The sequence below is a fragment of the Chryseobacterium sp. 1B4 genome (assembly GCF_036631475.1).
In the GTDB taxonomy this organism is placed as follows: domain Bacteria; phylum Bacteroidota; class Bacteroidia; order Flavobacteriales; family Weeksellaceae; genus Chryseobacterium.
Genome location: NZ_JAPNUF010000007.1, coordinates 949,362 through 974,892 on the forward strand (window position 1 = coordinate 949,362; position 25,531 = coordinate 974,892).

Here is a 25,531-nt window from a genome sequence, read left to right on the forward strand (position 1 = left end):
GCTGCTTTCTGTAAAAGTTTTTAATTTTGGGTAAAATTAACAATACAGAATAAAATTCAGTCAAAATGCAATAATTAAGCAAATAAAACCGTATGAATAACAATTAAAAGCATATTATCCTGTATCTTTGACCGTTTTTATAATTTTAAAGAATAATATTCTGTGGAACAACTCGATGATAAGGATTTACAGCTGCTCAGGCTGCTCCAGAAAAATGCCAAACTGACCGTAAAAGAACTTGCCAAAGAGGTAAACCTCTCTGCTTCTCCGGTTTTTGAAAGAATAAAAAGGCTTGAACAGGAAGGCTTCGTTAAAAGATATGCTGCAGTTCTCGATGCTGAAAAGCTCAACCGCGGATTTACCGTTTTCTGTCAGATCAAGCTGAAAATTCATGACAGATCTGTCGGTTATGATTTTGTAAAAGAGATTCTGGAAATAGAAGAAGTTGCCGAATGCTACAATATTTCAGGGGATTTTGATTTTCTTCTGAAAGTACAGGTAAGGGATATGAAGCATTACCAGGATTTCGTATTCAATAAACTGGGCTCCGTAGATTCTATAGGAAGTACCCACAGTACTTTTGTGATGGCTGAGGTAAAAAACAACCATGGATTGATGATATAATTTTTTAAAGTCCACGTTACAAATAAAAAATCCGTCATTATTTGACGGATTGTGTAGTATTTTTGCGGCTGATTAATTCACTGCCGGATTTATAACTCCTGTTGTTAAACTTAATGATTTTAACAGGCTTTTACTGTCGAACTGCAGTGTTGCATAATGTTTGCCTTTTTTAAAAACAAGTTTTGACCCTCCGGGGAATTCACTTCCTGCACCCATTTTCTGTACCTTCGCACCGTATTTACTGAACTTTGTTTTACAATCCTGCAATGTACTTTTGTTCATGATAAGACCGAAAGGAAGCCCTTCTACTACTATTGGCCTGTCGTCTGAAGTAACAAAAAACATTTCATTAACTGTATTATCCTTTCCCAGACTGGTATACATTTCAAGCCCTGTCTTCATTGGCCATTTCACATATTTTTCTTCATTGGCATCTTCATAAAAAACCGGCTTTACATTCAATGCTTTTGAGATTTTATCGGTTGTCTGCGGGAAAATAAATTCTGAATTCCTGTCTAATAAGGAATTTAAAGCTGCTGTTTTCTGTGAAAATGCGGTTACACTTAATGCCAGAAAAAAGATTGTTACAATAAAACTGAATGATTTCGTCTTCATGGAATAATTTAAAATTCTAATGATTTGAAGGTTAAAGGTATTAAAATTACATTATTCAGTCCTACAAAACTTTAATAATATATCCCTTTAATTATTTTATTTTTTTGCAGAACTACAATAAACTTCCCATTTCTCTTTTGATATTTCATAGATATAATTCAATGAAGAGCTTTCTCCAAAATAGCTTACTTCCTCTTCACCTACTTTCTCTGCTCCAATCCTGCCGATTGCTATTTGTGAACGGACATTATCAGCTCCAATCTGAAAATACACCTTTTCAACATACTGAAAAATATAGTTTAACATAGCGGCTTTCACAACCGGATTTATTCCCTTACCCCAGCAATCCACCGAATAAAAGGTATATCCTATAAAGATGCTGTTTTCACTGGGATTATAATCATAAAAGCGGGTACTTCCTACAATCTTTCCCGTGAATTTGTCAACCACCCGGAATGCGCCTTTACTTTGAATGGCTCCGTCAAAAAACACTTTAAATACATCTTTTTTCCATCGGTCTTTACTGGGATGCTGCTCCCAGACTTTAGGATCTGCCGCTGCTGCATACACTTCTTCAAAATCTTCTTCCTTCAAAGGATATAAATCTACTTTTTCAGTTTCTAAATGAGGCTGAATACTAAATTTCATATTATTTCTGTTTTAAATTTTATTTTGATTATTATTTAACTGCAGCAAAATTAACTGCACATTGGAGTATATTTGTAATCCAATACAAATAAAATGGATAGTCCAATTATTAAAAGTCTGCTGAATCACATAACCATTGATCCTGCTTCCAACCGGGCAGTATATCTCCAGTTATCAGATGGAATTTTAATCCTTATCAGACAGGGGAAATTAAAAACAGGACAAAAACTACCTTCTTCAAGAGAGATAGCAAAACTATTCAATATCAATCGGATCACAGCGTCTAAAGCATTTGATGAATTACAGATGCAGGGCTGGCTGGAAAGCTTCATCGGACGCGGGACATTTGTTTCCTCACACATTCCGGAACCCGATCCTGAAAAGCTTCAGGATATTGTCAGCAATAAAGGAATTAAAACAGCAGGTTTTGAACTTCATGAAAATCATTACCTTCCTAATCCTTACTTTATTCCCAACTCAGATCTTCATCTGGATGACGGTTATCCGGATCCGAAGCTGGCCCCCTTAAAAGAACTTTACAGAGCCTACAGAAACCAGCTGACCAGAAGCGGTTTATATGATAAATTCGGGAGCTATAGTTTTCCTGATGGTTCCGAATTCTACAAAACCACCTTATCCAATCACTTGAACGAAACCAGAGGATTAAAAACTTCTCTGAAAAATATTTTATCCGTTCGCGGAACCCTGATGGGAATTAATCTTGTCTGTACAGGATTGATAAACCCCGGTGATGTAGTAGTATCAGGAATTCCGGGATGGCAGCGTGCAGAACACAATTTTATACATGCCAAAGCCCAACACATAGGGATTCCTGTAGATGAGTATGGGGTATGTGTGGATGAACTGAAAAAGATCTGTAAAAAAACGAAAGTGAGGATGGTATATGTAACCCCCACCATCATTATCCAACTACGGTATCGCTCCGTATTGACAGAAGACTTGAGCTGTTGAGACTTGCCAATGAATATGGTTTTATTATTTTTGAAGACGACTATGATTTTGACTTTCACTATAGCCGCCGCCCTTTACTACCGCTGGCCAGTGCTGATGAAAACGGAATGGTCATCTATTGCGGTTCTTTCAGTAAAAGCTTTTCTCCTGCCTTTCGTATGGGTTATCTGGTGGCTTCAGAAAATGTCATTAAACATCTTTCCAATATACGTGTATTGCTGGACCGGCAGGGAGATCATATCCTTGACAATGCCATAGCAGATATTATAAACGACGGAACGGTGCAGCGCTATACGAGGAAAGCTTTAAGTATATATCAGGGCAGACGGGATCATTTCTGTAATTTATTGAAATCTGAGCTTAACAAAGCAATAGATTTTTCAGTTCCTGAAGGAGGAATGACTGTCTGGACAGAGTTTGATAAGAGCATTAATCTTGAAAAACTGGCAGCATACGCTTATTCAAAAGGCTTATACATATCAGATGGCAGTTTACACCGGTATGAAGGATATGATCAGAATGCAATACGTCTGGGTTTTGCCTCATCCACTATAGACCAGCTTGAGCGGAGTGTAGAAATTCTGAAAGGATTAATCTAAGCTTAAAAAACTGGACTATATATTTTATCAAAATCGGACTACATACCCAAACCACTCTATCGATAAATTTGCATTGCGAAAAAAATCATACAATTTTAGACTTTATATTTTTTTTGACAGCCAATATGTCAAAAATTGTATTGTAATTTGATTTTGATAGTAAATGAAAGCTAGCTATTTTAATTTATTTTGTAAAAAACAGGTTTAATGATCGGATTTAAAAGTTTATATTTTCATGGCTGATTTTTTCCCAGAAAGGTAAAATCAGTCAGCAAATAACACAATTTGATAAGTTTCGACAGTTATCGACAGTCATGACAATTCCTGTATTTAAGCAATCTTAATAATTTTGCATACGATTTGAAAATGCTGTAATCTGCTTCAAATATTTTTATTTTAAAAAACACAAATTTAATACTACGGATGATTTACGATATTAAGAATATCCATATGGGTGACCTCATCACCCAAAGAATAAAAGAATATAATATAGATAATAACAGAATCTGTAAGTTTATAAAATGTACAGATGATGAATTAACGAAAATATTATCCCAGAAATCCATAGAAAGTGATCTGATTCTAAGATTCAGTATTTTGCTTGAATATGATTTTTTCAGGGTCTATTCCAATTACCTGATCCTTTATGCACCTCCTGCCAAAGTAAATAACAGCAATGCCCGATCTTCGCTCCCACAGTTTAGAAAAAACTCTACACCCAGGAAATTATTTCATTCATTCTGGAGCTTATTGATTCAGGGAAAAAAGTAAAAAGGAAGTGATGAATGAATACAGAATTCCTAAAACCACATTATATAAATGGATTGGTAAATATAAAAATGGATTTCATTAGTTGTAATCAACAGTTCTTCTACAGTCTCTTATACAATCACATATATTCTTATCCCTTTTACACTCTGTTGAGACAATGGAGTTCAAAAAGCAGTATCGGATATTATAAAAAGTTTAAACAATTACTTATATCCGTACAGATATAAAACTTAGTCATCATATATGATGATAATCCGATAAAATATAATAATAAATAAGTAACTTTAATAGGTAAATCTTTTGCATCAATTGTGTTTACCCATGGGATTTATCCAATATTTAAAAACTTTTATTTGTGAAAATTAAATTTTTACTGATAATTTTAGTTGTCTTCTATAATTTTTGTTATTCACAGGACAATAATGAACAGCAAAAAAGTATTGATAGTATGATTGTTGCTGTTCAGGGTAAAGATATTTATGCCACCAAAGGAAGCAGTGAAGTCTTACGGATCTGTACTGAAATATATTACCAATCTAAAGAGATTGATTACACCAACGGAATGATACAGGCTGATCTGAAAATGTCAGAAGTTTACCTGAATGAACAGAATTATAAAGACGCCTTTGAGAAGATTATGCAAGGTAAAAGTCTTGCAAAGAAAGATGATAATCATTATTTGTTATCTATGTTTCTTATACAGGAAGCTGTGGTTTATTCTGAACTGGGATATATTAAAAGATCTCAGAAAGCACTTAGCAACTCCTTGCTCCTTCTTAATAAAATACCTGCAAAAGAAAGTTATTTGATAAAAGGGCTTGTTGACAGGACAAAAGCGAAAAACATTCAAACAGCAGCAGGCAGTACAAAGGATTCTGCTTTGGTCTATCTATACAGAGGTTATGAGGAGATAAGAAAGATGAGTAATAAAAGTCCTTATAAAAAGGTTTTTCTGAGTCTTTTCGCAACAGACCTGGCAGAAGAGTATTATCTGAGAAATGATTTATCAAAATCAGAGATGTACCTGAATGAGTTTAAGAAAATAATGTCCCAGCAAAAGGATCAATCTGAATTCATCCATTATTATATCCTTAAAGGAAATATAGAAAATAAAAAGCATAACTATACACAATCACTGTATTTCTTCAACAAAGCCCTGGAAATCAACCAGAAATATAAAATATATACTCTCACGCTAAAAGATATTTATTCAGGAAAAGCAGACGCTTATTTGGGGCTTAATGATTTTAAAAATCAGGCAGCATACAGTACAAGAGCAAAGAAAATTACAGATAGTATTGTTATAGCTGACCAGCAATTGTTAAACAGAACAATAGACTTTAATGAAAATGAGAAATCCTTTCCTGACAAGGAAAATATCAATTATTATCTTGTTGCAGGTATACTCATAATGTTGACGGGTTTGACGCTCTATATTACACATCGTAAAAAACCAAACAAAGCAACTGTAGAAGACAACCTGCCGGAACAGGGTCCTAAACCAATGATTATCTATGAAAATGCAAGGATTGAAACAGAGGTTGAAGTACTCCGGGAACTTGTTCAGCTGGCCAAAAATGATGATAAATCTTTTCTTCTCAGGTTTTCTGAAGCCTTTCCGGCTTTCAACCAGAAACTTATCAGTATCAATCCCCAGCTTACCCATTCGGATCTGGAATATTGTGCTTTAATCAAGCTGAAATTCGATACCAAGGAAATAGCCCGTTATAAAAATGTTACTATAAATTCTGTTGTCAGTAAAAAATACCGGATCAGAAAAAAACTGAATATAAGCACTGATGAAAACATGTATACCTGGATGCTGAATATCGGATAAATTTTTATTTGACTTTAAAAAATATTGAATTTTTAAACTTACTACAGTGAGAACAAAATTGTTTTTTTACATATTACTTATTCTCAGCAGCATATACTCTTACCCGCAAGATTATTCCGGGCGGAAAAAGAGCATTGACAGTTTAATAAAAATTGGAAAAAGTAAAGATGCTTACAGTAATATCGGAAGCAAAGGATTATTAAAACTGTGGCATACCATATTTTCACAATCCAAAGGCATTCAGTATTCAAAAGGAATTACGGAATCTATGAAAATCATACCCTCCATTTATATGAATGAACAGCGGTATGAAGAAGCCCTGAAAATAATCCCTGAAGGCAAAATTTTAGCGGAGAAATATCATGATTATGACACGCTGGCCTGGCTCTATCTGGAAGAAGGAATGATTTATACTGAACTAGGCTATACCAAAAGGTCACGGAAATCGCTCAACAAAGCTCTTGCTCAGGCAGATAGTACCAGCAGTGAAGAAGCTCATATCATTAAAGCGACAGTATACAGAACCATGGCAAGAAACCTGAGAAAGGAAAATGAAACCGGGAAAAAAGATTCTATCTTACTATATCTTCACAATGGTTATAATGAATCAAAGAAAACAAGCTCTGCATTTTCCTATAGAAATTTTTATATTTCTTCATTCGCTATAGAATTAAGTAACGAATATTATTCTAAAAATGACATCAAAAATACTGAAAAATATCTGGCGCTGTTTGCCAGAGATATGAAAACAGAAAAAGATCAATCAGAGTTTATCAGATATTATACATTAAAAGGAAACATAGAGAATAAAAGGAAAAACTACAAAAAAGCATTAGAGAATTTTGAAAAGGCAGCCCAAGCAGCCCTGCAAGCTAAAATTTATCCATTACTGGTAAAAGATATTTATTCAGGAAAAGCTGAATCCTATTTAGGCCTTGAAGATTATAAAACCAGGCCATCTATTCTGCAAAAGCACAAAAAATAACTGACAGCATCTTACAAGTTGAAAAGGAGGTATTGAATAATGTTATTTCTCTTCCTGACGAAAAGAATACCCAAACCCAAACAGAACCGGATAATAAATCACTGACAATCATTATTATTTTATCTATCTCTTTTGCAGGCATTATCATATATATTTTTTGTTCCGGAAGAGAGAGCCTTCATAAAACAGCTGAAACCCTCGCTGGTACCGAGGAAAGCTCAAACCAAAATGATGCATCCTCTTACCAAAGGGTAAAACAGGATATCAATACTGACGCTGTTAATGAACTCATACAACTCGTTCATAACAATGACAAATCTTTCCATCTGAAGTTTTCTGAAACCTTTCCAACATTTCATAAACAACTGCTGAAAATCAATCCGCAACTCTCCCATTCTGATCTGGAATATTGCGCGCTGATCAAATTAAAGTTTGATACCAAAGAAATAGCACGTTATAAGAAGGTAACCCTCAATTCCGTAATCAGTAAAAAATACAGGATCAGAAAAAGCTGAACATCAGCACAGAGGAAAATATGTATACATGGATACTAAATCATGGATAATTTTCAACATTTTTATCTTTTTAACAATCCCGATTAACAAAATGACAGATTCCGCTAGTTTATGACAATGCTTTTATAGTATTAGAAATCAACCCTTAAAATATCTTTGCCACAGAATCCGGATGATCAGTTGAAATAATGATTAGCAAATTACTATTGTCATAGTGAAAAGGTAAAATTTATATCATCAGATATTTATCAGGTTTCGATTCTATTAACACAAATGTCATTATATTTTGAATTAGGAGGAAGGATATCTTCCCTTATCCTTCCCTTCTAAATCTGAATTAAAAAACACAAAATGTAAAAATAATTATACAATGAAAAAAACACATTTCATACTAGTGTGCCTGCTTGCCGTTAAAGGATATGCACAAATTAGTATTTCCACTAATCCCAGTGATCATGAACCACATCCCAATGCCATTCTGGATGTAAAATCCACAACTCCTGCCAAGGCTGTCCTGCTGCCTTCCGTACCTCAAATAAGCAGCGCAGCAAACCCTGTTGGAGATGATACATTTAAAGGAGCATTAGTATACAGTAAGAGTAACGCTTCAGTTTACGAACACGATGGAACACGATGGAAAAGTACCTATGACTATATTGTTGAAACCAAACCGCAGTACCTTGCCCACTTTTCCCGGCCTTCCAATGTTACTTTGTCATGCACTATTCCTTTTCTTGGAACAGGCTGTACAGTATCTGACATTGTAATACCTATTAGCAGCTCAGGAGCTTCAGATTTTCAGGGAGCTAATATCAACCTGTCACTTGCCTCCAATATTATTACTGTAAATGAAGCGGCATTATATAGGATTACCTACAGATCCTATGCGGTGTTAGGTTCGGCACCTACCGAAGTACGGTTAAAGCTTCAAAAAGCAAATGCAACAACCCCAACTGTCTTTGCAGATATTGATTCACAGTCATTTACCTCAGACAACGCTAGTTTAGGATATAATCCGGTATTTAACGGCTCAATTGTTACTCAACTGAATGTTGGTGATAAAATTCGTCTGGCTGGCTATCTGCAGTATTCCCTGCAGTACCATTTCCTGGTATCTCAATATCTTCTACCTTCCAGAACAATGGAATGAATGGTACCGGAGAGCTCGTTTTTGAAAAAGTAATCCTTTAATTATACACATAATGAAAACACAAATATTTACCTTCCTTTTTTCTGTACTGCTTGGTGTTTCAGCCTCTTCACAGGTCCTGATTTCCAAAACAGGAGGCAGTCCACACGTTAATGCACTACTTGATATAAAAGATCCTGCAAAAGGACTCATACTGACAAAAACGAATAGCATAGGAAACTTCCCACTATACAATGCCTCAGCAGAAGACCATTTCGACGACCTCCCTGCTCTGGAAGGAGCCCTTTTATACAATAAAGAAGATAAACAATATTATAAATATGACGGCACCGTATGGATTCCTGCATTGCAGCTGGGAGGATTTTACAATCCCTTTGAAACCCGTACAAAAGCAAGCGCAGCACAAAACTGGACATGTGTCTCGGTTCTTGGTATTAATACCTGTGCATTATCCCAACTGTTTGGAAGTAATAACAGGCAAACAATCCCTGTCTCAAATGCAACCAGCAGACCGCAGCTCCTTGTGAATAACTTAAATGCACAGGTCGGAACTGATTATATTGTTATTCCTGCTGCAGGGCTATACCACATTTCAGGTGTAGTAGGTTTTAACGGAACCAGTTTACTGGGCTTAGGACAGGATGTTTCGTACTGGGTAAACCTTGATGTAAGCTATGATAGCGGAGCAACCTGGTTTACCCTGGCTTTTAAAGAAACCAGCCTAAGCGGAGGTATATTCCTTGACCTCGGACAATCCGGAAATAAAAGTGCCAGTGTATCTTCCACCATTACGTTACCTGCCAACAGCAGAATCAGGCTGGCAGCTGCCGTATCTACAAGCTCTCTTATTTCAACGTATTCCAACTCTACGGACCATACCGATACATTTATTAATGTACAAAGATTAAAATAACTTATAAAGAAAAACCGATGAAAAATTATATAGTATTGTTATGTATACTGGGCGGTGCATTTACAAATGCACAGGTAATTATAGGTGGAGGTGCTTTACAAACTCCCTATACCCAATTAGAACTACAAAATACGACAGGCCGGAAAGTACTCATTCAGCCTGCAGCAAATGACAAAACAACTTTACCGAAATATAATGCAGCCCAGCCTGACGGTTATAATGATGATGCTACTATGGAAGCGATGCTGATGTATGACAAGAATGCATCCGTTTCCAAAGTGTATGACGGAACAACATGGAAACAAACATTTATTCCCCAGGGAAAAGCCACTACATGGACCCGCGCGAGGATAGAACCCTCCAGCGTAGCATGCCTGAGTTTCTTATGTACTTCAGGAAACCTTCCTTTATCTATTCCCAATAACAGCAATCAGTTTTCGGATTACCTGTCTGTTTTCAGACCGTCAGATACTTTCCGTATACGCCAGAAGGGACTGTATAGAATCAATTTCAATGTGTTATTCAACGGAGGAAATATAGGTTTTGCAGGGGTAAAAGTAAATATTGCCATTGCTGTAAACGGAGAACAAAAAGCCTATATGTCAGCCAATGCGGCCTTTATCAGCGCAAACAGTTTTTCAGCATCAGCAGACACCGTTTTGTTCCTTGATGTGAATAATGATGTTAATTTCAGGGTTAATATCAGCACTCCCGGATTGTCTGTTGCTGCCTTTACTTTCGGAGGAACACCCGACAGCAGTATCAGCCTGGAAAGAATATTATAAATAAAGTGTACACTTGGCAAAATGAATAACCCGGATTACAAGAAGATATTCAAAGATATCATTCAATATCAGTATCCCCAAAAAGCAAAGGCTTGTGAAAACCTTCTGAGTAAGGAAAACTTAACAGGAATAGATGTTATTACCCTTAACAATCTTATTTTTGAAACAAGCAGCCTTGAAACTGACATATTCAACCAAAAGCACCGCTCTTATGATGAGCAGTCAATAACACAAATATTAGAATATCAAAAAAAGCACAATCTCAACAACACTCAGATAGCCTTAAAATATAAGCTCAGCAGAAACACTGTTGCAAAATGGAAAAAGTTCGGCTTAGTCCCGGACATTCAATAATCTGTTATTCAAAGTCCGTGTTTTATAACCTCCTTATTTTGGGAGGTTATTTTTTATTAAATGAGAATATTATATATTTCCTATTGCGTTTGCTGCAAATTAAACACCGTTCCCGCCGGATCGGTAATCCAGTGCATATTTTCAGGGAGCTCTTCAATTTCATCGCAGGTTTCCACTCCGTTTGACTGCAAATACTGTGTTGCTGCCTCTACATCAGGAACTGTAAGCTGTAACCAGGTTTCAGAATGGGTATAATTGTCTACGCAGTCTAACCAGATCACATTATTCCCGAATTGTACTTCATGAGTCCTTGACACGGTAGGATTACTGATCGGCTTCTCCTCTACTTTCAGTTTTAAAATATCTTTATAAAAAGCAACGGTTTTTTCATATTTATTTTTAGGAATTTTTATAGCGATATTAATTCCTGCCTCAAATTTTGTAATCATAAGATAAGTTTTGACAATGGTAAATAGATCACTGATGTATCAGACTATTTCAAAAAGCTGTTCAGATAGTTCAGAATGGTTGTGGTCTGCATCATCACGCTGACATGGCTTTGTCCCGGAACAATTGCCAGTTGGGATTTCGGCATAGCTCCCATATCCGCAGAAACCCCGCCTCCCAATAATTTATAGGTTTTTGAAAGCTCGGTTTTATCCAGTCCATCATTATCACCGGCGATGATTAAAACAGGTACCGGAATTTTAGAAATATGATCATCCCCCAGGTCGAAAGGCTTTCCGGCAGAGGCCATCATCTGCTCCAGAAATTTTGTCCATTTTGTTTTATCAGGTGCTACAGCATTATAAGCAGTATGCATAGGACTGTTTGTAAAGAGATCAGGTTTCATTCCTTCAAATGCTTTATTGACTTCCGGCAGCCAGCCGCTGCTTTTATAGGTTGACGAAATGATTACCAGGTTATTCAGTCTTTCCGGGCTCTGTATCGCCAGCTGATAAGCTACTTCCCCACCAAAACTATACCCTGCCACATCAGCCTTATCGATTTTCAGATAGTCCATTACCTTTGTAACATCGCTGGCCAGAACAGCGTGTGATAATTTACGTTCCGAGAACGGAGTATGTCCATGCCCCTGAAGTTCAACAGCAATTACTTTTCTGGTTTTAGACAGTTCAGGAATCAGCGCTCCCCAATTCATGTCAATGGTCATAAAAGCACCATGCAGTAATACAAGAGGTTTACCGTTACCATAGACTTCATAATACACCTTGAGACCGTTAACGGGTGCATAACCGCTTTCAGATGGTTTCACTTTTTGTGCGCATACCATACATGTGGCTGAAAAAAGTTATCATCAGCAATGATTTTAACTGAACAGAGAAATTAAATAGACTTTTCATAATAGTATTGGATTTGGTAATTAAACTTTTATTCAAAATTAGCAAGCCATTAGGAAATCCAACTTGCCACAAGACAAGATTTTATATAAACAGGGTTATTCCTTATGAGCGCCATTTAATAAATAGTTTTCACTCTGTAACATACATTACATTTTATTTATTTTCAGAAGATTAAAGGTAAAATATTAAATTTTCTATTGATTGAAAGTAAATATTTTCACAATAATTCTACAACAGTTGATAAAAATTTACTAATTTCGGAAAGAACTAAACCTAAATTATTATGAAAAATTTAAAGAAAATCGAAAGACAGGAATTGAAAACAATTAAAGGAGGTATTGACTGCAGAGGCGGCCAGCTATGCTTAATTGGTGGTAAATGGCAATGTATGCCATACGACGGATGTGGTGGTGGAAACCAGCCTTAATCAGTTTAAAAACAATTACTTGACTATGAAAAATTCTAAAAAAATCACAAGAGAACAGTTGAAAAGTATCAACGGAGGAGCTTTAAGCTGTTCCGAAGCATGCTGCCCACCCCGGGAATCAAAAGATGCCCATGGGTAATCTGTGTAGCACCATGTGAGATATTAAGTTAAAAAAAGACTGTATTCTCCGGATAAGGCCTGCAATTCGTATGAATTGCAGGCTTTTTATTTTTACATCTTCAAAATAGCTTTCAGTAACCTGTAGTATAAAAAAACACTTAAATATTCCCGATAAGCCCTCTGAAGATCAAGTTATTTTGTATACATTTATATAAGTATTTAAATCAAGTTACAAAGTGAGAACTGAATATCACATGTATGCTACTTTGATTTGATTTACAGGGTCATTTATCTGATTTATAAATTTTCTTTTTATAAGACAGATTAACCATTTTTATTGAGGCTTATTATTATGTACGTTATAACAGACCAATTAAAAAATTTAGGATTTAGTATTAACACATTGAATAATGTAATACAAAGGAATAATAATAAAAGAAGTTTTAATACACTTGAGTATTTCTGTATTTATATCATTATAGAAGACATCACATTGGAAATAGAAAATATTCCGCACTTCATAAAAGGTGGCCATATCGCATTTTTAGGTCCCCAAAAGCAGATTGTATTCGGTGAAACCAAACGAGGTGAGGTTTATCTTATCACATTTTCTTCCAGTTTTTATGAAAGATCTGCAAAAGACAGTATGTTTCTCAATTCAAGGCTTTTTTTAATTATGATTCTGATGTTTTTATAGCCCCTTTTGAAAATATAAAGGAAATGAACGTAGTTTTTATGGGAAGGATGCACAACTTTCAGCACAAGGACGAAAGCCTGTTTATTTCAGCAGCTCATAATGCTATCGAAAGGCTGATTCTGGATGCATTTCTCCATATTCCCGCAGAAACACTGAAAAAAGATGTAAAACTTGATTACCTTCACTTTGTAAACCGGTTTAAAATTCTTTTGCAGCGGGACTATAAAAAAGCTAAAAAGGTCTCCTACTACGCCAATGAACTGAATATCACCCCAAGAAAATTAACGGAGATGACCGAATATGTTCTGGGAAAAAGTGCTAAACATATTATTATTGAAAAGCTCATCAACGAATGTAAAAAATCGCTTAGCTTCTCCGGATACAACATTTCTGAAACCGCTTATGAGCTGGGATTCAGCGATGAAGGAAATTTCAGCAATTTTATTAAAAAACATACAGGAAAAAATCCCTCAGAAATGAAATAATATAAAAATAATATTGTATTTTTGGATAAATAACAAATAAGTGAAAAATAACATATGGGGATAAAATGTATTTTTTCAATAGTATTCTTTTTTGTTTCCGTTAACATATTTGCCCAGGCAGATGATGTTCAGGTAAATGTGCGGCTCTACCCCACACAAATGCTTGCTGTTGGAGGTGACAGTGAAATGATTGATGAAATGAATGAAACTGCCCAGTCGGAAATCAATTCTGTGATCATTTCAAGTCCGTCCGGTTTTCAGTTAGGAATTCAGCAGGATGAAAATGATGAGTATAATCTTATTAAAAGTCACAATGGGGTTATAGAAAAAAATTCATCATAAATCAAAAAATAGATAAAATTATAAAACAGTTTAAAGATAAGTCCACTTTTATGATGTTAACTTTAATCTCTCAATAAGTAGATTTGATGCTGTTTACCATGCATTGAATATTATTTTTAATTTTTGATGATTTATTTTTAGTAAATTCATAATCATATAATATTCGTTTAACAATATCAACAGTTTTTTCAATTTTTAATTAACTGAAATCATCATATTTCTTTATAAAATACTCTTTATTATCAAGTTTTTTTCCAAAACCAAATTTACAAATCTTTAGTACTTTTTCACAAAATGAGTACCGGTAGCTCTGTCTAAATTTGCACCTGAAAAAAAACAAGAATACACTAATAAAAACTCCTGTTATTTTATGAAGAAATATATTGTAGCTTCCACGTTGCTATTTGGTTTTGTCGCATTAAAAGCTCAACAAACCGTAACTTTAAATGTCAGATTAAAGCCTATTCAAACCCTTATCGTTAACCCTGCTCAAAAGGTTGTTAACTTAGACTATAAAACCAAAGATGACTATGCAAACGGAGTATCTTCCGTAAATGCTGACCATTTAAGCATTTATAGTACCGGCGGCTTCCAGGTTAAGGTAAAAAGTGCCAATGCAGCTTTACAAAGCGGTGCCAAGAATATCCAGGCTAATACCATTCAGATTAAAGCCAGTGCAGGAACTGATGGAGTAAACGGAGCTCAGTATGCACAAAACGTACAGCTTTCAGCTACTGAAGCAACATTGGTAACATCTGCAAATGGCGGTGTAGACAAAAAAATCAACATTGAATACAAAGGTGCCGGCGCAAATGCTTATCTTGACAATTACATTGCAGGTCAGGATCCTACTGTTTATACAACAGAGCTAACGTATACTATTATTTCACAATAAGTATTTAAATATTATAAAATTATATGGATAAAGTGTTACAGATTGTAGCACTTTATCTGTACTTTAACAGCAAATTATAATAATGAGCCGTTCCTACATCATCATTTTATTTTCTTTATTACTTTTGTGCACCAGTACTAAAGCTCAGACAGGGGTATCTGTATCTCCTCCAAGACTTTATTTCGAATCTGACGCAGGAAAAAGTACCACCCAAAAAGTAACGGTAACCAATGTAAGCGCAAAAACTCCCTTGATATGGCTGTCAGTTTAGGAGATTGGGAATACAACGGAACAGGAGAAAACAAAATGTCCCCTGCCAATACGCTGCCGACATCCTGCGCAAGCTGGTAACCATAAAAAATGAAGACACTTATTTTACCTTAGGCCCCGGGGAAAGAAAAGACATTGATGTAACCATCACTCCACCCAATGCATTAACGGATCAGCTGTTGGCTCATACTGCCGTTCTGTATGTCAGCCAGATGAATCCCGTGAATGATGTGGACAATAAAGGAGCCAATATCAAAGTAAGCATCCGTTCAGGAATTAAACTTTTTCATAAGTTGACGGCCAAAGCAACCAAAAAAATTGAAATCCAGGACCTTGCTTTAGCTCAGTCAAAAAAAGACCTTACTGTTTTATTTGAAAATCAGGGGAATATCTGGGCAGACGGAAAAATACAGACAGAGCTTATCAATACAGAAAACGGTAATAAAATATCACTTGACCAGATTATTTTTTATACCATGCCGGGAAATAAAAGAGAAGTGAATATTCCCCTTCCTGCAACACTTTCGAAGGGAAAATATACCGCATCGGTAATGATTGATTATGGTGACAACAATAATCTGGAGTTGGCAGAACTGAATTTTACCTATGAATAAAATATTATGTCTTCTCCTATTTCTGATCTCGGTAAGCTGTTTCTCACAGGTTTCATACAGCTCATGGGTAAACGGTTATCTGCAGATTAATTCCTATAACGGCAATACCAATCCTGATGCATACAATCTTACTTTAGCAGGAAATGGCAATATCAATATACCCAACTGGAGAGTTTCTGTACGATTGAAACAGCCTATCACATCAAACAACGGGAATTACATATTACCAGCTAATAAAATTTCGTTTCAACCGGTTTCATCGTCAGGAAAAGCTTACCCCAACCCTGTTCCCACTATTCCGCAAATTGGCATGCCGCTTAATGTAATCCTGAAGGAAGGACAAGAGGTATTCCTGATTCCGCAATCAAATGCGGCGTTGTTTAATCAGCCGGCTCAGCCCAATGGTTATTACAGCCTCCAGATCAAATACAGCATCAACCTGGCAGGAGGATCATACCTGGGAGCATATCCTGCATGGATCACTTTTATAGCTCCGTTACAGTTTACAGCCTATGATCAGTACAATAATATTCTTGGTACCGTGGATCATAATTTTCAGTTTCAGATTGGCTCGCTTTCTGGTACCCCTACAGATATTCCGGAGCTGTCTATGAAGTTCGGAGCTTCTGCAGTGAATGGTATTCTGGAATTTAAAAATATGCAGGATTACGCAAACGGGGCCAGTGTCACTTACGCTAATGCACTTACTGTAAAAAGCAATACGAATTATCAGATCAAAGTAAAATCGCTTCAGAACCAGTTCAGTGCTTCTTCCGGCAATTTTCTTCCTCTTGATTCTGTACAACTTAATCTGATACCGGTTTCAGGCAACATGGGAACTGTAAATACTATTTTGCTGAGTACAGCACCACAGCTTATTGCTAACGGTGGTTCCACGCAAAATTCTGATGTTTATTATGACATGCGGTATTCTACCAAACCTAATGATGAAAGATTCATCAATGCCAGATCAGAAGATTACACTACAACCATTCAATTCGAGATTACGCCACAATAATTTATAATGCTTCACAACAAGCTGTTCAGGAAAATAATATTTTTTGTTGATCCCGTTTTCCATTTGGGCTTCAGCTCAGGCTGATGCAGGTATCAGCATGGAAATCCGCAATGAACAGAATTCAGCTAATCCGAACATTATAGATGTACTGCTTGTTTTGAAAAACAATGAAAGCAAACATTTTAAAGGCAGGGTTGAAGTAAACACACCCACTGGTTTCAGAACTATTTCTGACAGTAATCCTGAAATTGAACTGAATCCCGGCCAGCAACTTTTTATTCCCATAAAAATACTGAAAAGCGCTACAATACTTTCAGGTAAAGCGGATCTGGTCTTCACCATTACTGATGAAAAAACCATCAGATTGTAAAGAAAAGTCTGTCTTACGCAGTGACAGAGAATAACAACATGCGGATAACCGCTGAAAATCCTGTTGTCTACATGGGAACTTATAAGGATTCTCTGGAAGTCCGGGCAAGAGTTTCCAACTTAGGGAATAAAAAACAGAATGTGACCATCGTATTTAAGATTCCGGAAGCGACCCAGAAAATCTGTTTATTGAAAAAAGGGAACGATCAATGTACAGAAAGATTCCGTATTTGTTTTTCGGTTTGTTCCTTCAGGCAACCTGCTCAGAAGCTCCCAGTTTACGGTGAATATTGCCGGCTTCAGAGAACCGGACAAAGAAATCTTCGGGAATACTTCCGTGTCCGTACAAAATGTTTCTTCTACACAGCGTTATCAGGACGCTGAATTCGACCTGTTTTCAAATTACAGTAAAAATACCATAACAGCAAGTTACAGACGTGTTGGTAACAATACAGATATGTATCAGCTTATCGGATCGGGTGGCTTTAATCTTCCCTCAGGTTATATGTTTATCCGTGGTAATATCTATACCCTGAACAACCAAAGCGATCCCGTGGTGAGCAATACTTACCTGACTTATCGCAGGGAAAAAAGTGAATTTACTTTGGGGAATATCAGTAAACTTATGGAAGTTTCACTATTCGGAAGAGGGGCAGAATATGCATATACTTCTTCTGATAAAGATAAGAAAATAGAAGTAGGTTTTGTTGATCAGAGCTTCAGCCTCATTGAAAGAAATTCTTTTCTGAAATACGGATATGGATTTTATGCCAGAGGAATTACCGGGGCCCAGAATGCTTCGAAAAACTTTTCTGCGACCTATATTTTCAAAAATGATCCTTATGAAAAGGCCAATCATCATGTATTAGGTACGGATATTCAGTATTCTTTCAATAAGTCCTGGAAAATGAATTCCAAGGTATACAGCGGACTGAGCTTTTATGAAAATACACATCTCACCCAGCCATCCCTGGCTTTAGAATCACAGTATTCCGGAAATATCAATAAAATCAATCTGAACGGAAACTATTTCTACAGCAGTGATTATTATCCCGGAAACAGAAGAGGAATAGTACAAATACAGCAGAATTTCTCAACCAGCGTTTTTAAAAACCATTCCTTATATGCGAATGTAATGATCTCTAATTTTTCGCCAAAATTCTATTCCTACAATTATGATATCAAATCATATACGACAAGAGGAGATATCGGAATCAACTTTGCGAAAAGGAAGAATTTCGGATTTTCAGCAGGTGCCCAATACCAGGAGGAAAGCTCCAATACGTATAATAATTTTCTGGATACTTCAGGAAATCAGGAAATCAGAAGCTGAAAGCACTCAGAATCACCCAAAATATAACCTGGGCGAGCAACAATAAAAAGCATTCTTCATTACTGGCGCTGGAAACGGGATCCGTACAATATCCTTCGTCTGATAATGCTCAGTTTCAGATGAAAGCTACAGGAAACTATAGTTATAAATGGTTCAATATAAACGGGATATATCAATATGGCAGCTATTACCTCTCTGAATTTGCCTCATCAAGAATCTTCAGTAAAGACATTATTTATAAAAGTTTTCAGTCTCTGCTTTTATCAACAAAAATCTCCTGAGTGAAAAGCTTACTGTCACTTCGGGATTATCCTATACTGATGATATTTTATATGGTAAGTCTCCTTCAGGGTTTGTTAACCTGAAATATGCAAAAGAAAGATACGGAGTCTTCCTTAACTCATCGTGGTATAATTACTCTTCCACCAACTTCAGCAATAACCTCTTCACTGTTGAAGCAGGCGTAACCTTCAATTTACAGCCCAACAGGCTGGATGCCAGTAAAAAAGGAGAAATATCAGCCTTTGTTTATTATGACAATAACCATAACAATATTTATGATGAAGGAGACCAAATTGCTGAAGATTACATCATTATGATCAATAATGTTTCTTTCAAAACAAATAGTGAAGGTAAGATTGCTTACAAGGCAATTCCATATGGCAAGTATATGCTGAAACAGGTGATCCAGCAAGGATGGTATTACCAGGATTCTGAATTTGAAGTGAAAAAACACAGCTATTTCCTTCAGGTTCCGCTGCATCAGAACGGAACAATACTGGGAAAAATCAATTATGAATTTGATTCTAAAAAAGCACTGGAATTCGAATCTAAAACGGCAGGAATTATTTTCAATATTTATGATGGGGATCAATTATTACAGCGCGTTGTTACTGATGACAGCGGTGAGTTCGGTTCTTTCCTCCGATCCGGTACTTACACTATACAGCTCGTGGAAAGCTCGTTACCCGCGAATACATACTGTGAAAAAATAAATCAGAATGTTACCGTTCAGGCAGGAAAACTAATAAATCTTGAGCCGTTTACCATTAAAGTATCAGAGAAAAGAGTACATGTCAAGAAATTTGGGAACTAAAAGAAGCAGGCTTTTTGAGAACTCTGCTATTGTAGTGCTCTGCGTTTTACCGAACTGTATAACTCAGAAACATAACCAACCGTTCCAATCTGGTCATAAGCTAATTTTATGTGATCTTCCTACGGTTGGGATTGCCCGTAACATCAATTTATTCAGTGGATTATCATATAGTACCTACTTCGAATTTAATAGCATTACCATTCAAAATCTATAGGTCAAAAAAACTTCAATCTACAATCTGATTCCAAATACATTGAAGAAAAATGAAGTATACTTAAAGTACACAATATGCCATTCATTTAAAATAAAAGTAGAGGCAAGGATTTCAGGCAAAACAAAACTGAAAAATACCTTTAGGGTAAATGAAAGAAACACATTTATATTCTTTTTGAGTATTTGTAATCTTTTGATTAGATAAGTATAATTACACTACCGTAAAATTTATATTCAATTAATGATCATCTCTATTAAAAGGGAAGAATCGTAACCTGAAAAAACAGGCTGACCTGATTTCTTTCCATCCGGATTGGATGACTGCAAATATAGACCCTATCGTTAAAAAAAGACTTACATCAAAGACGCTTCACAAAGCAAAATACTGAACAACAAATATATAAACAACCAATAACGAGTGTTTGACGTAGAGTATAAAGGTGAATTATATACCTAACAAAAAGGATTCTGGACGGATGGCATCTGCTACTCAAGCGATAAAAATTCTGAGAAAAAATGGATATTTATTAACGAAAATGACCCCATTATGATCTTCAATTTCCTATACAAGTTAGCCACTGCATTCAAAAAAATGATTTTGAGCTAAAGGTCTAATTGTATAATGGATTTGTTATATTGGTTACTCAAAAATTCTTACGCAAATTCGCAGCGGAAAATTGTGCTGAAAGTTTAAGCAGCTATAAAAATTAATTGAACTGAGCTCTATATTGTTGAGGACTTTTTTGGGTTTTTAGTTTAAACAATCTGCTAAAGGATTGAGGCTGTTCAAAACCTAATTCAAAGGCAATTTCAGAAATACTAAGATCTGTGGTAGATAACATATTCTTTGCCCGATAAATCATTTTATCGTGAATAAGTTGCTGGGTGTTTTGACCTGTAAGGTTTCGCAATAGATCACTTAAATAACTCGGTGACATATGCAGCTTGTCAGCCAGATAATTGACGGTAGGAACTCCCTCGCTTAGCACCTTATCGCTATTAAAATAATCCTCCAATAAATGATCAATGCGCTCGGCAATACTCGGATAGTTCTGTTTTCTGGTCAAAAATTGCCTGTTATAAAACCGTTGTGAATAATTTAATAACAGTTCAATCTGGGAGATGATCACATTATGACTCATGTCGTCTATACGATTTTCAAGCTCATCTTCAATATTTCTGAATAGCGACATAATGGTTTCTTTTTCTTTGGCCGAAAGGTGCAACGCTTCATTGGCAGCATATGAAAAAAAGTGGTACTGATGGATCTTTTGTGCCAATGGATATTGTAGTAAAAAATCAGGATCTATAAGCAGTGTGATCTGCGGACTGAGTATTTTTTGTTCCGCAATTTCTTCTTTATCATTCTTTTCTATTGAAGAGAGGATTTGCTGAGGAGCAACAAAAAACAAACCGCCCTCTTTAAAATCAAATTTAGTCTGACCATACATTAACTCTCCTCCGGCATCTGGTTTAAAAGCTATTTTATAATAATTCAATACGTGCGATTTACTAGGTGCACGACCTTTAAGTGGCTTGTCTACGCCGTTTAACAAAACGATTAAAGGGTGCTTCGGGGGCGGAAAACCAGATGCCTCCATTACGTCAGCCAGCGTATTAAATCTTTTTACGGAATGATTCGATTTTTTTGAAACCATGTTATAAAATTCTAGATTACAAATTAAGCAATATTCGCTTTTCCCTACAAAAGAAAAGCGAATAAAAGCATGTCAGAACACCATAGATGATTAACCTTGGGCCGCTTCTGAAATAGTTTTCCAAGCTTCCCATTCCTGAATGCGTTCAGCATAGATTTGTTGAATATGTGGCAAATCATTTTTACCCAATAGTAATCTTAGTGGTGGGTTTTCAGCATCTACAACAGCAAATATAGCTTCGGGAGTGGCTATAGGATTTCCTCGTTCCAGCTTTTGTAAATTTTCCATTAAACTGCTTTTCAAATCATCATAATCCGCTAATTTTTTGCTGGCTATTTTTAGCGATTCAGCACTGCCAAATTCAGTACGATATGCCCCCGGTTCAATCAGCGTTACTTTGATGCCAAATGCTGCAACCTCTTTAGATAAACTATCGTAAATAGCTTCAAAAGCAAATTTTGAAGAACAATAATACCCAATAAGAGGATTACTATAAATACCAACGGCGCTGGATGTCCCCAAAATATGACCATGACCCTGGGCCCGCAGTATAGGTAAGGCTGCCTGAATCACATGAATAGGCCCTATAATATTGGTTTCGTACATGGCTTTCACCTCATCGGTGCTGCTCTCTTCGATGGTTCCTACCAAAGAATATCCGGCATTATTAAACACAATATCTAATCTTCCAAAATATTCGTTGGCCTTGTTAACAGCGTTTTGCACTTGTGAGGCATTGGTTACATCCACTTCAAGAATCAAGACCTGATCGCCATACGTTTCTTTTAATGCGGCAATACTATTGATATTACGCGCTGTAGCAGCGACTTTGTCTCCACGTTTCAAAGCGGCTTCTGTCCATATTTTTCCAAAACCTCTTGAAGATCCTGTAACAAACCAAACTTTTTCTTTCTGTCTATTTTCCATTTTTAATTGTATTAATATTAAGGCAAATTTGGTTCTAAATAGACATCCCTACGTTGCTAAAATGAGGATTTTCCTAACCAAAATGAAGAAAGCGAACTCTTAAAGCCAAATTATTATAAAAAACAAATAGTAGAATATGCTATTCACAATTATCGGGAACAACAGTATCAGAAACGAAAAATCCCTTTTTTAACAATATTATTACCGGGAGCAATGAAAATAAAAGTTATAAAGAGGCCGAAACAGTTGTCATGCTTTAGAAAAAATAGACAACTGATATTATCATGGCGCTCCGGCAAATACTGGGTAAACAAATATTTTAAAATTAATACAGCAAATGAACTTTTCTAAAAATTATATTGACCAAATCATAGAAAAGGTCTGCCAACGTTATTCGGTTGCATATGGTCTTCTTCCAAATATAAAGTAAGCAAGCTCTTTGTTATCCCGAACCAAATTTTCTGCCCTCTCAAACCCGCTATTAAGAAGTACTTTTTGAGAACCAATATTATCCAGGTCAGTTAAAGCGACAATATTTTTATGGGGTTCAGCTGCATAACAATAACCAACAAGCGCCCTGCTCACCTGGGTTCCGATTCCTTTTCCCCAATGGTTTTCCAGGAGCATATATCCTATTTCTATCCAGTCAGTGTTTTCAGAGAACACCCTGGCAAGACATACCCCCACAAAATCACCATTCTCAGCGTCAAATATACCCCATCTGCTAAGGGGTCCCTGTTTATAATCTACCAATGCTTTCTCAAACATTTCTTTAAGCTCCTCAGGAGATTTGTATGGAAGATAGCGGGTAACATTTTCACTTTTAAAGAGGTCCAAGAATAAATTAAGTTCCGGATAAATAAATTCCCGTATAATGATATCATCGTTTTTATAGTACATAAATAAGAATAGTTTGAATTTTATAAGGTCTTAAAAATACATAAATTAGTTCATACCAGCTGTTATCATACATTGAAACTGGTAAAGGACACCCATATCTAAGGCCGTAGGAATCTGCAGCAGAAATATCCCTAACTTAGATTCTTTTATTTGAATGTATCTTCATCAGTAATACCAGCAAAGACGAATGATGGTCTTCTGTGTTTTCAGTCATTTGGCTATATACCTAAGTATTCTTTTCTAAAAAGTCCTGTACAAATGTAATGGCTTCACGCCCGATTTCTTCCGGTGAATTATGACCGCTGTACTCAAATTTGATAGAGGTACTCTGAGGAAACGCGTTTTCCCATCTGGAGAGAAATGGCTGTGGGAAAGCCTTGTCTTTAAGTCCCCACAACAGTAGCACCGGAAGCCCAGTGAAACTTTTTCTGTTATCCCATAGCTGTGTCAACCACTGGTCTTCTGCAAGGAAAGACCGGGGAAATACCCAGGTTCCCTTTCGTGTCCTGGCATGAGGAAAAGGTTTTATATAATGCTGATGTGTGGCTTTGGAATAGTTCTTTTTATCGCCCCTATCCACTTTCATAAGTACCCGAGGAAAGAAATTGAAGTATTTACAGAGGTTTCTACCCAATGCTGAGCCCATAAATCTACTAAAAGTACGTAAGGTCTTATCCTCTTTGACTGACCAGAACCAGCTGTTAAAAACAATGAGTCTTTTAACATGATCCGGATTATTCTCTGCATAGGATATCCCTATCGGCCCTCCCCAGTCATGGAGTACCAGCGTGATATCATGGAGCTGCAGTGTTATAATCACCAATTCCAAATTTTCAGCATGGAACTTAGGAAGATAAGAAACATCATAGGGCTTGTCCGAAAGGCCAAATCCGATATGATCAATAGCAATACACCGATGTGTTTTGCTAAAATGTTTGATCAGTTCACGATAACCGAAAGACCAGTTTGGATTACCATGCACAAACACCAATACTTCCCCTTCACCCTCATCGATATAATGGATTTTCCCGGACTTCGTTTCAATAAAATGAGACTTAAAGGGATATTCCTTCCGGTCCAGCCAATCGGTATTTTCTTTATTTTTCATATTGAATACTTGTTATTTAATATTTCTGCAAAATCTTCTGCAAACTTTTCAAAGCTTACAGCACCTTCCATTGCACCGTTACCTTCATTAAAATATGTTTGCAGTAATGTTCCGTTCCTCAAAGCTATCCCCATATCTATAATATAGGTTTTAGCCATTTCTGCGGTCATCCCCTGTTTTAAGAGGTTTTCAAACAGTACCTCATCCGGAAATTCTACCCATTTCAGATCCGGAATATTTGCAGCTTTACCCAGGGTTTCTGCAATCTCCTTTCCCGTGATTTCAGCACTTACTACATACACACTGTCTTTTCCACTAAAATCTTGGTAATGCATTGCTTTAAATGCTGCGTATGCGATATCAGCTGGATGGGAAAGAGCCAGTCTAATGTTCTCATCAAAATTATTTCCGATCATATGCTGATAACGGATCATATCGGCAGCTCCATAAAAGTTAGAATAAAACAATCCAGGTCTTAGATGTAAAACATGGGTGTCATCAATTGAATTAAATGCCTTTTCGTTATGATAATTGGCTCCTGCCGGTCCTGGACCATCGGAAAGATGCGCCCCTATCCCACTTAAATTTACCACGTAAGGAACTTTATTGCCCGTAATTGCCCTGACATATATCGATCCAACTTTTTTATTTCTTCTGCGGTTCCATAGCTCGGCGGAATCATTGTATATACAGCATCTGCATTTTTGAATGCATTATGAATAAATTTCTCATCGTTCAACCTCCCAATAAGCGCTTCAGCACCTAAAGCATTTATAGCTGCTGTATTCTCTTGTCTTGAACTGATAACGGCTACCTGATGTCCGTTACTAACTAATTTTTCTGTCAGAATTCTACTGATGTTTCCTAGTGATCCTGTAACTGTAATTTTCATATTACTAATGGTTTAATATTATTGTACAAATCTAG

The 25,531-nt window shown here is 36.2% G+C and carries 34 protein-coding genes; 24 read left to right on the plus strand and 10 right to left on the minus strand.

Annotated features, from left to right (window positions below):
- Positions 1–162 precede the first annotated feature (162 nt).
- A complete protein-coding gene (locus OWR28_RS14335) occupies positions 163–624 on the plus strand; it encodes an Lrp/AsnC family transcriptional regulator (protein ID WP_332387163.1) in 462 nt (153 codons plus the stop codon).
- Between the two features lie 72 nt (positions 625–696).
- On the opposite strand, the gene OWR28_RS14340 is transcribed toward OWR28_RS14335, so the two are convergent.
- Both OWR28_RS14340 and OWR28_RS14345 read right to left on the minus strand, forming a co-directional pair.
- On the minus strand, positions 697–1,239 hold the full coding sequence (locus OWR28_RS14340) for a hypothetical protein (RefSeq protein WP_332387164.1): 543 nt from the start codon (positions 1,237–1,239) through the stop codon (positions 697–699).
- Between the two features lie 96 nt (positions 1,240–1,335).
- Positions 1,336–1,887, minus strand: a complete 552-nt coding sequence (locus OWR28_RS14345) for a GNAT family N-acetyltransferase (protein ID WP_332387165.1) — start codon at positions 1,885–1,887, stop codon at positions 1,336–1,338.
- 93 nt (positions 1,888–1,980) lie between these two features.
- Between OWR28_RS14345 and OWR28_RS14350 the strand changes: the two genes are divergently transcribed.
- The 11 genes from OWR28_RS14350 to OWR28_RS14400 all read left to right on the plus strand — a co-directional run bounded on the left by OWR28_RS14350 (position 1,981) and on the right by OWR28_RS14400 (position 10,768).
- Complete coding sequence (locus tag OWR28_RS14350) at positions 1,981–2,859, plus strand: aminotransferase class I/II-fold pyridoxal phosphate-dependent enzyme (RefSeq protein WP_332387166.1); 879 nt, start codon at positions 1,981–1,983, stop codon at positions 2,857–2,859.
- Positions 2,853–3,458 (plus strand): PLP-dependent aminotransferase family protein, encoded by a 606-nt coding sequence (locus OWR28_RS14355; RefSeq protein ID WP_332387473.1) that lies wholly within the window; start codon positions 2,853–2,855, stop codon positions 3,456–3,458. The genes OWR28_RS14350 and OWR28_RS14355 overlap by 7 nt, the downstream gene beginning before the upstream one ends.
- Positions 3,459–3,881: 423 nt before the next feature.
- Positions 3,882–4,229, plus strand: a complete 348-nt coding sequence (locus OWR28_RS14360) for a transposase (RefSeq protein ID WP_332387167.1) — start codon at positions 3,882–3,884, stop codon at positions 4,227–4,229.
- Positions 4,230–4,239: 10 nt separating this feature from the next.
- Positions 4,240–4,311: a hypothetical protein gene (locus OWR28_RS14365; RefSeq protein WP_332387474.1), complete on the plus strand. Its 72-nt coding sequence runs from the start codon at positions 4,240–4,242 to the stop codon at positions 4,309–4,311.
- A 366-nt stretch (positions 4,312–4,677) separates the two neighbouring features.
- Positions 4,678–6,066 (plus strand): hypothetical protein, encoded by a 1,389-nt coding sequence (locus tag OWR28_RS14370; protein WP_332387168.1) that lies wholly within the window; start codon positions 4,678–4,680, stop codon positions 6,064–6,066.
- A gap of 58 nt (positions 6,067–6,124) precedes the next feature.
- On the plus strand, positions 6,125–7,051 hold the full coding sequence (locus tag OWR28_RS14375; RefSeq protein ID WP_332387169.1) for a hypothetical protein: 927 nt from the start codon (positions 6,125–6,127) through the stop codon (positions 7,049–7,051).
- A gap of 32 nt (positions 7,052–7,083) precedes the next feature.
- Complete coding sequence (locus OWR28_RS14380) at positions 7,084–7,566, plus strand: hypothetical protein (RefSeq protein ID WP_332387170.1); 483 nt, start codon at positions 7,084–7,086, stop codon at positions 7,564–7,566.
- A 370-nt stretch (positions 7,567–7,936) separates the two neighbouring features.
- Positions 7,937–8,716 carry a phage tail-like protein gene (locus OWR28_RS14385; RefSeq protein ID WP_332387171.1) on the plus strand — a complete coding sequence of 260 codons (780 nt, stop codon included), beginning with the start codon at positions 7,937–7,939 and terminating at the stop codon, positions 8,714–8,716.
- Positions 8,717–8,768: 52 nt separating this feature from the next.
- Positions 8,769–9,629, plus strand: coding sequence for a phage tail-like protein (locus tag OWR28_RS14390; protein ID WP_332387172.1), 861 nt, complete (start codon positions 8,769–8,771; stop codon positions 9,627–9,629).
- A 17-nt stretch (positions 9,630–9,646) separates the two neighbouring features.
- The gene (locus OWR28_RS14395) at positions 9,647–10,414 is read left to right on the plus strand and encodes a hypothetical protein (protein ID WP_332387173.1); all 768 of its coding nucleotides are present in this window, start codon (positions 9,647–9,649) and stop codon (positions 10,412–10,414) included.
- Positions 10,415–10,435: 21 nt separating this feature from the next.
- Entirely contained in the window at positions 10,436–10,768 is a 333-nt protein-coding gene (locus tag OWR28_RS14400) for a helix-turn-helix domain-containing protein (protein WP_332387174.1), read from the plus strand.
- Between the two features lie 80 nt (positions 10,769–10,848).
- Here the strand turns inward: OWR28_RS14400 and OWR28_RS14405 are convergent, their stop codons facing one another.
- Together OWR28_RS14405 and OWR28_RS14410 are read right to left on the minus strand one after the other, a co-directional pair.
- Positions 10,849–11,217: a VOC family protein gene (locus OWR28_RS14405; RefSeq protein ID WP_332387175.1), complete on the minus strand. Its 369-nt coding sequence runs from the start codon at positions 11,215–11,217 to the stop codon at positions 10,849–10,851.
- Positions 11,218–11,261: 44 nt separating this feature from the next.
- Positions 11,262–12,044: an alpha/beta hydrolase gene (locus tag OWR28_RS14410; protein WP_332387176.1), complete on the minus strand. Its 783-nt coding sequence runs from the start codon at positions 12,042–12,044 to the stop codon at positions 11,262–11,264.
- A gap of 371 nt (positions 12,045–12,415) precedes the next feature.
- On the opposite strand from OWR28_RS14410, the gene OWR28_RS14415 reads away from it, so the two are divergent.
- The 12 genes from OWR28_RS14415 to OWR28_RS14465 all read left to right on the plus strand — a co-directional run bounded on the left by OWR28_RS14415 (position 12,416) and on the right by OWR28_RS14465 (position 19,798).
- Positions 12,416–12,559, plus strand: coding sequence for a bacteriocin-like protein (locus tag OWR28_RS14415; RefSeq protein WP_002980068.1), 144 nt, complete (start codon positions 12,416–12,418; stop codon positions 12,557–12,559).
- A 25-nt stretch (positions 12,560–12,584) separates the two neighbouring features.
- Complete coding sequence (locus OWR28_RS27025; protein WP_494168456.1) at positions 12,585–12,698, plus strand: bacteriocin-like protein; 114 nt, start codon at positions 12,585–12,587, stop codon at positions 12,696–12,698.
- Between the two features lie 384 nt (positions 12,699–13,082).
- On the plus strand, positions 13,083–13,376 hold the full coding sequence (locus OWR28_RS14420; RefSeq protein WP_332387177.1) for a hypothetical protein: 294 nt from the start codon (positions 13,083–13,085) through the stop codon (positions 13,374–13,376).
- A 23-nt stretch (positions 13,377–13,399) separates the two neighbouring features.
- A complete protein-coding gene (locus tag OWR28_RS14425) occupies positions 13,400–13,861 on the plus strand; it encodes a helix-turn-helix domain-containing protein (RefSeq protein WP_332387178.1) in 462 nt (153 codons plus the stop codon).
- A gap of 54 nt (positions 13,862–13,915) precedes the next feature.
- Positions 13,916–14,203, plus strand: coding sequence for a hypothetical protein (locus OWR28_RS14430; RefSeq protein WP_332387179.1), 288 nt, complete (start codon positions 13,916–13,918; stop codon positions 14,201–14,203).
- A 370-nt stretch (positions 14,204–14,573) separates the two neighbouring features.
- A complete protein-coding gene (locus tag OWR28_RS14435; protein ID WP_332387180.1) occupies positions 14,574–15,098 on the plus strand; it encodes a hypothetical protein in 525 nt (174 codons plus the stop codon).
- Between the two features lie 82 nt (positions 15,099–15,180).
- A complete protein-coding gene (locus OWR28_RS14440; protein WP_332387181.1) occupies positions 15,181–15,369 on the plus strand; it encodes a hypothetical protein in 189 nt (62 codons plus the stop codon).
- 4 nt (positions 15,370–15,373) lie between these two features.
- Positions 15,374–15,982 (plus strand): hypothetical protein, encoded by a 609-nt coding sequence (locus OWR28_RS14445; RefSeq protein WP_332387182.1) that lies wholly within the window; start codon positions 15,374–15,376, stop codon positions 15,980–15,982.
- Positions 15,975–17,000 carry a hypothetical protein gene (locus tag OWR28_RS14450; protein ID WP_332387183.1) on the plus strand — a complete coding sequence of 342 codons (1,026 nt, stop codon included), beginning with the start codon at positions 15,975–15,977 and terminating at the stop codon, positions 16,998–17,000. The genes OWR28_RS14445 and OWR28_RS14450 overlap by 8 nt, the downstream gene beginning before the upstream one ends.
- A 43-nt stretch (positions 17,001–17,043) precedes the next feature.
- Positions 17,044–17,370, plus strand: coding sequence for a hypothetical protein (locus tag OWR28_RS14455; RefSeq protein WP_332387184.1), 327 nt, complete (start codon positions 17,044–17,046; stop codon positions 17,368–17,370).
- A 282-nt stretch (positions 17,371–17,652) separates the two neighbouring features.
- Positions 17,653–18,702, plus strand: a complete 1,050-nt coding sequence (locus OWR28_RS14460; RefSeq protein WP_332387185.1) for a hypothetical protein — start codon at positions 17,653–17,655, stop codon at positions 18,700–18,702.
- Positions 18,703–19,297: 595 nt separating this feature from the next.
- Positions 19,298–19,798 (plus strand): hypothetical protein, encoded by a 501-nt coding sequence (locus tag OWR28_RS14465; RefSeq protein WP_332387186.1) that lies wholly within the window; start codon positions 19,298–19,300, stop codon positions 19,796–19,798.
- Between the two features lie 920 nt (positions 19,799–20,718).
- On the opposite strand, the gene OWR28_RS14470 is transcribed toward OWR28_RS14465, so the two are convergent.
- The 6 genes from OWR28_RS14470 to OWR28_RS14495 form a co-directional block, all read right to left on the minus strand.
- Positions 20,719–21,669: a helix-turn-helix transcriptional regulator gene (locus tag OWR28_RS14470; protein WP_332387187.1), complete on the minus strand. Its 951-nt coding sequence runs from the start codon at positions 21,667–21,669 to the stop codon at positions 20,719–20,721.
- A 90-nt stretch (positions 21,670–21,759) separates the two neighbouring features.
- Complete coding sequence (locus tag OWR28_RS14475; RefSeq protein WP_332387188.1) at positions 21,760–22,596, minus strand: SDR family NAD(P)-dependent oxidoreductase; 837 nt, start codon at positions 22,594–22,596, stop codon at positions 21,760–21,762.
- A gap of 390 nt (positions 22,597–22,986) precedes the next feature.
- Positions 22,987–23,496 (minus strand): GNAT family N-acetyltransferase, encoded by a 510-nt coding sequence (locus OWR28_RS14480; protein WP_332387189.1) that lies wholly within the window; start codon positions 23,494–23,496, stop codon positions 22,987–22,989.
- A 226-nt stretch (positions 23,497–23,722) separates the two neighbouring features.
- On the minus strand, positions 23,723–24,604 hold the full coding sequence (locus OWR28_RS14485; RefSeq protein ID WP_332387190.1) for an alpha/beta fold hydrolase: 882 nt from the start codon (positions 24,602–24,604) through the stop codon (positions 23,723–23,725).
- Complete coding sequence (locus tag OWR28_RS14490) at positions 24,601–25,197, minus strand: hypothetical protein (protein ID WP_332387191.1); 597 nt, start codon at positions 25,195–25,197, stop codon at positions 24,601–24,603. The genes OWR28_RS14485 and OWR28_RS14490 overlap by 4 nt, the downstream gene beginning before the upstream one ends.
- Positions 25,191–25,496, minus strand: coding sequence for an NmrA family NAD(P)-binding protein (locus OWR28_RS14495; RefSeq protein ID WP_332387192.1), 306 nt, complete (start codon positions 25,494–25,496; stop codon positions 25,191–25,193). Before OWR28_RS14495 ends, OWR28_RS14490 begins: the two co-directional genes overlap by 7 nt.
- Between the last annotated feature and the right edge of the window lie 35 nt (positions 25,497–25,531).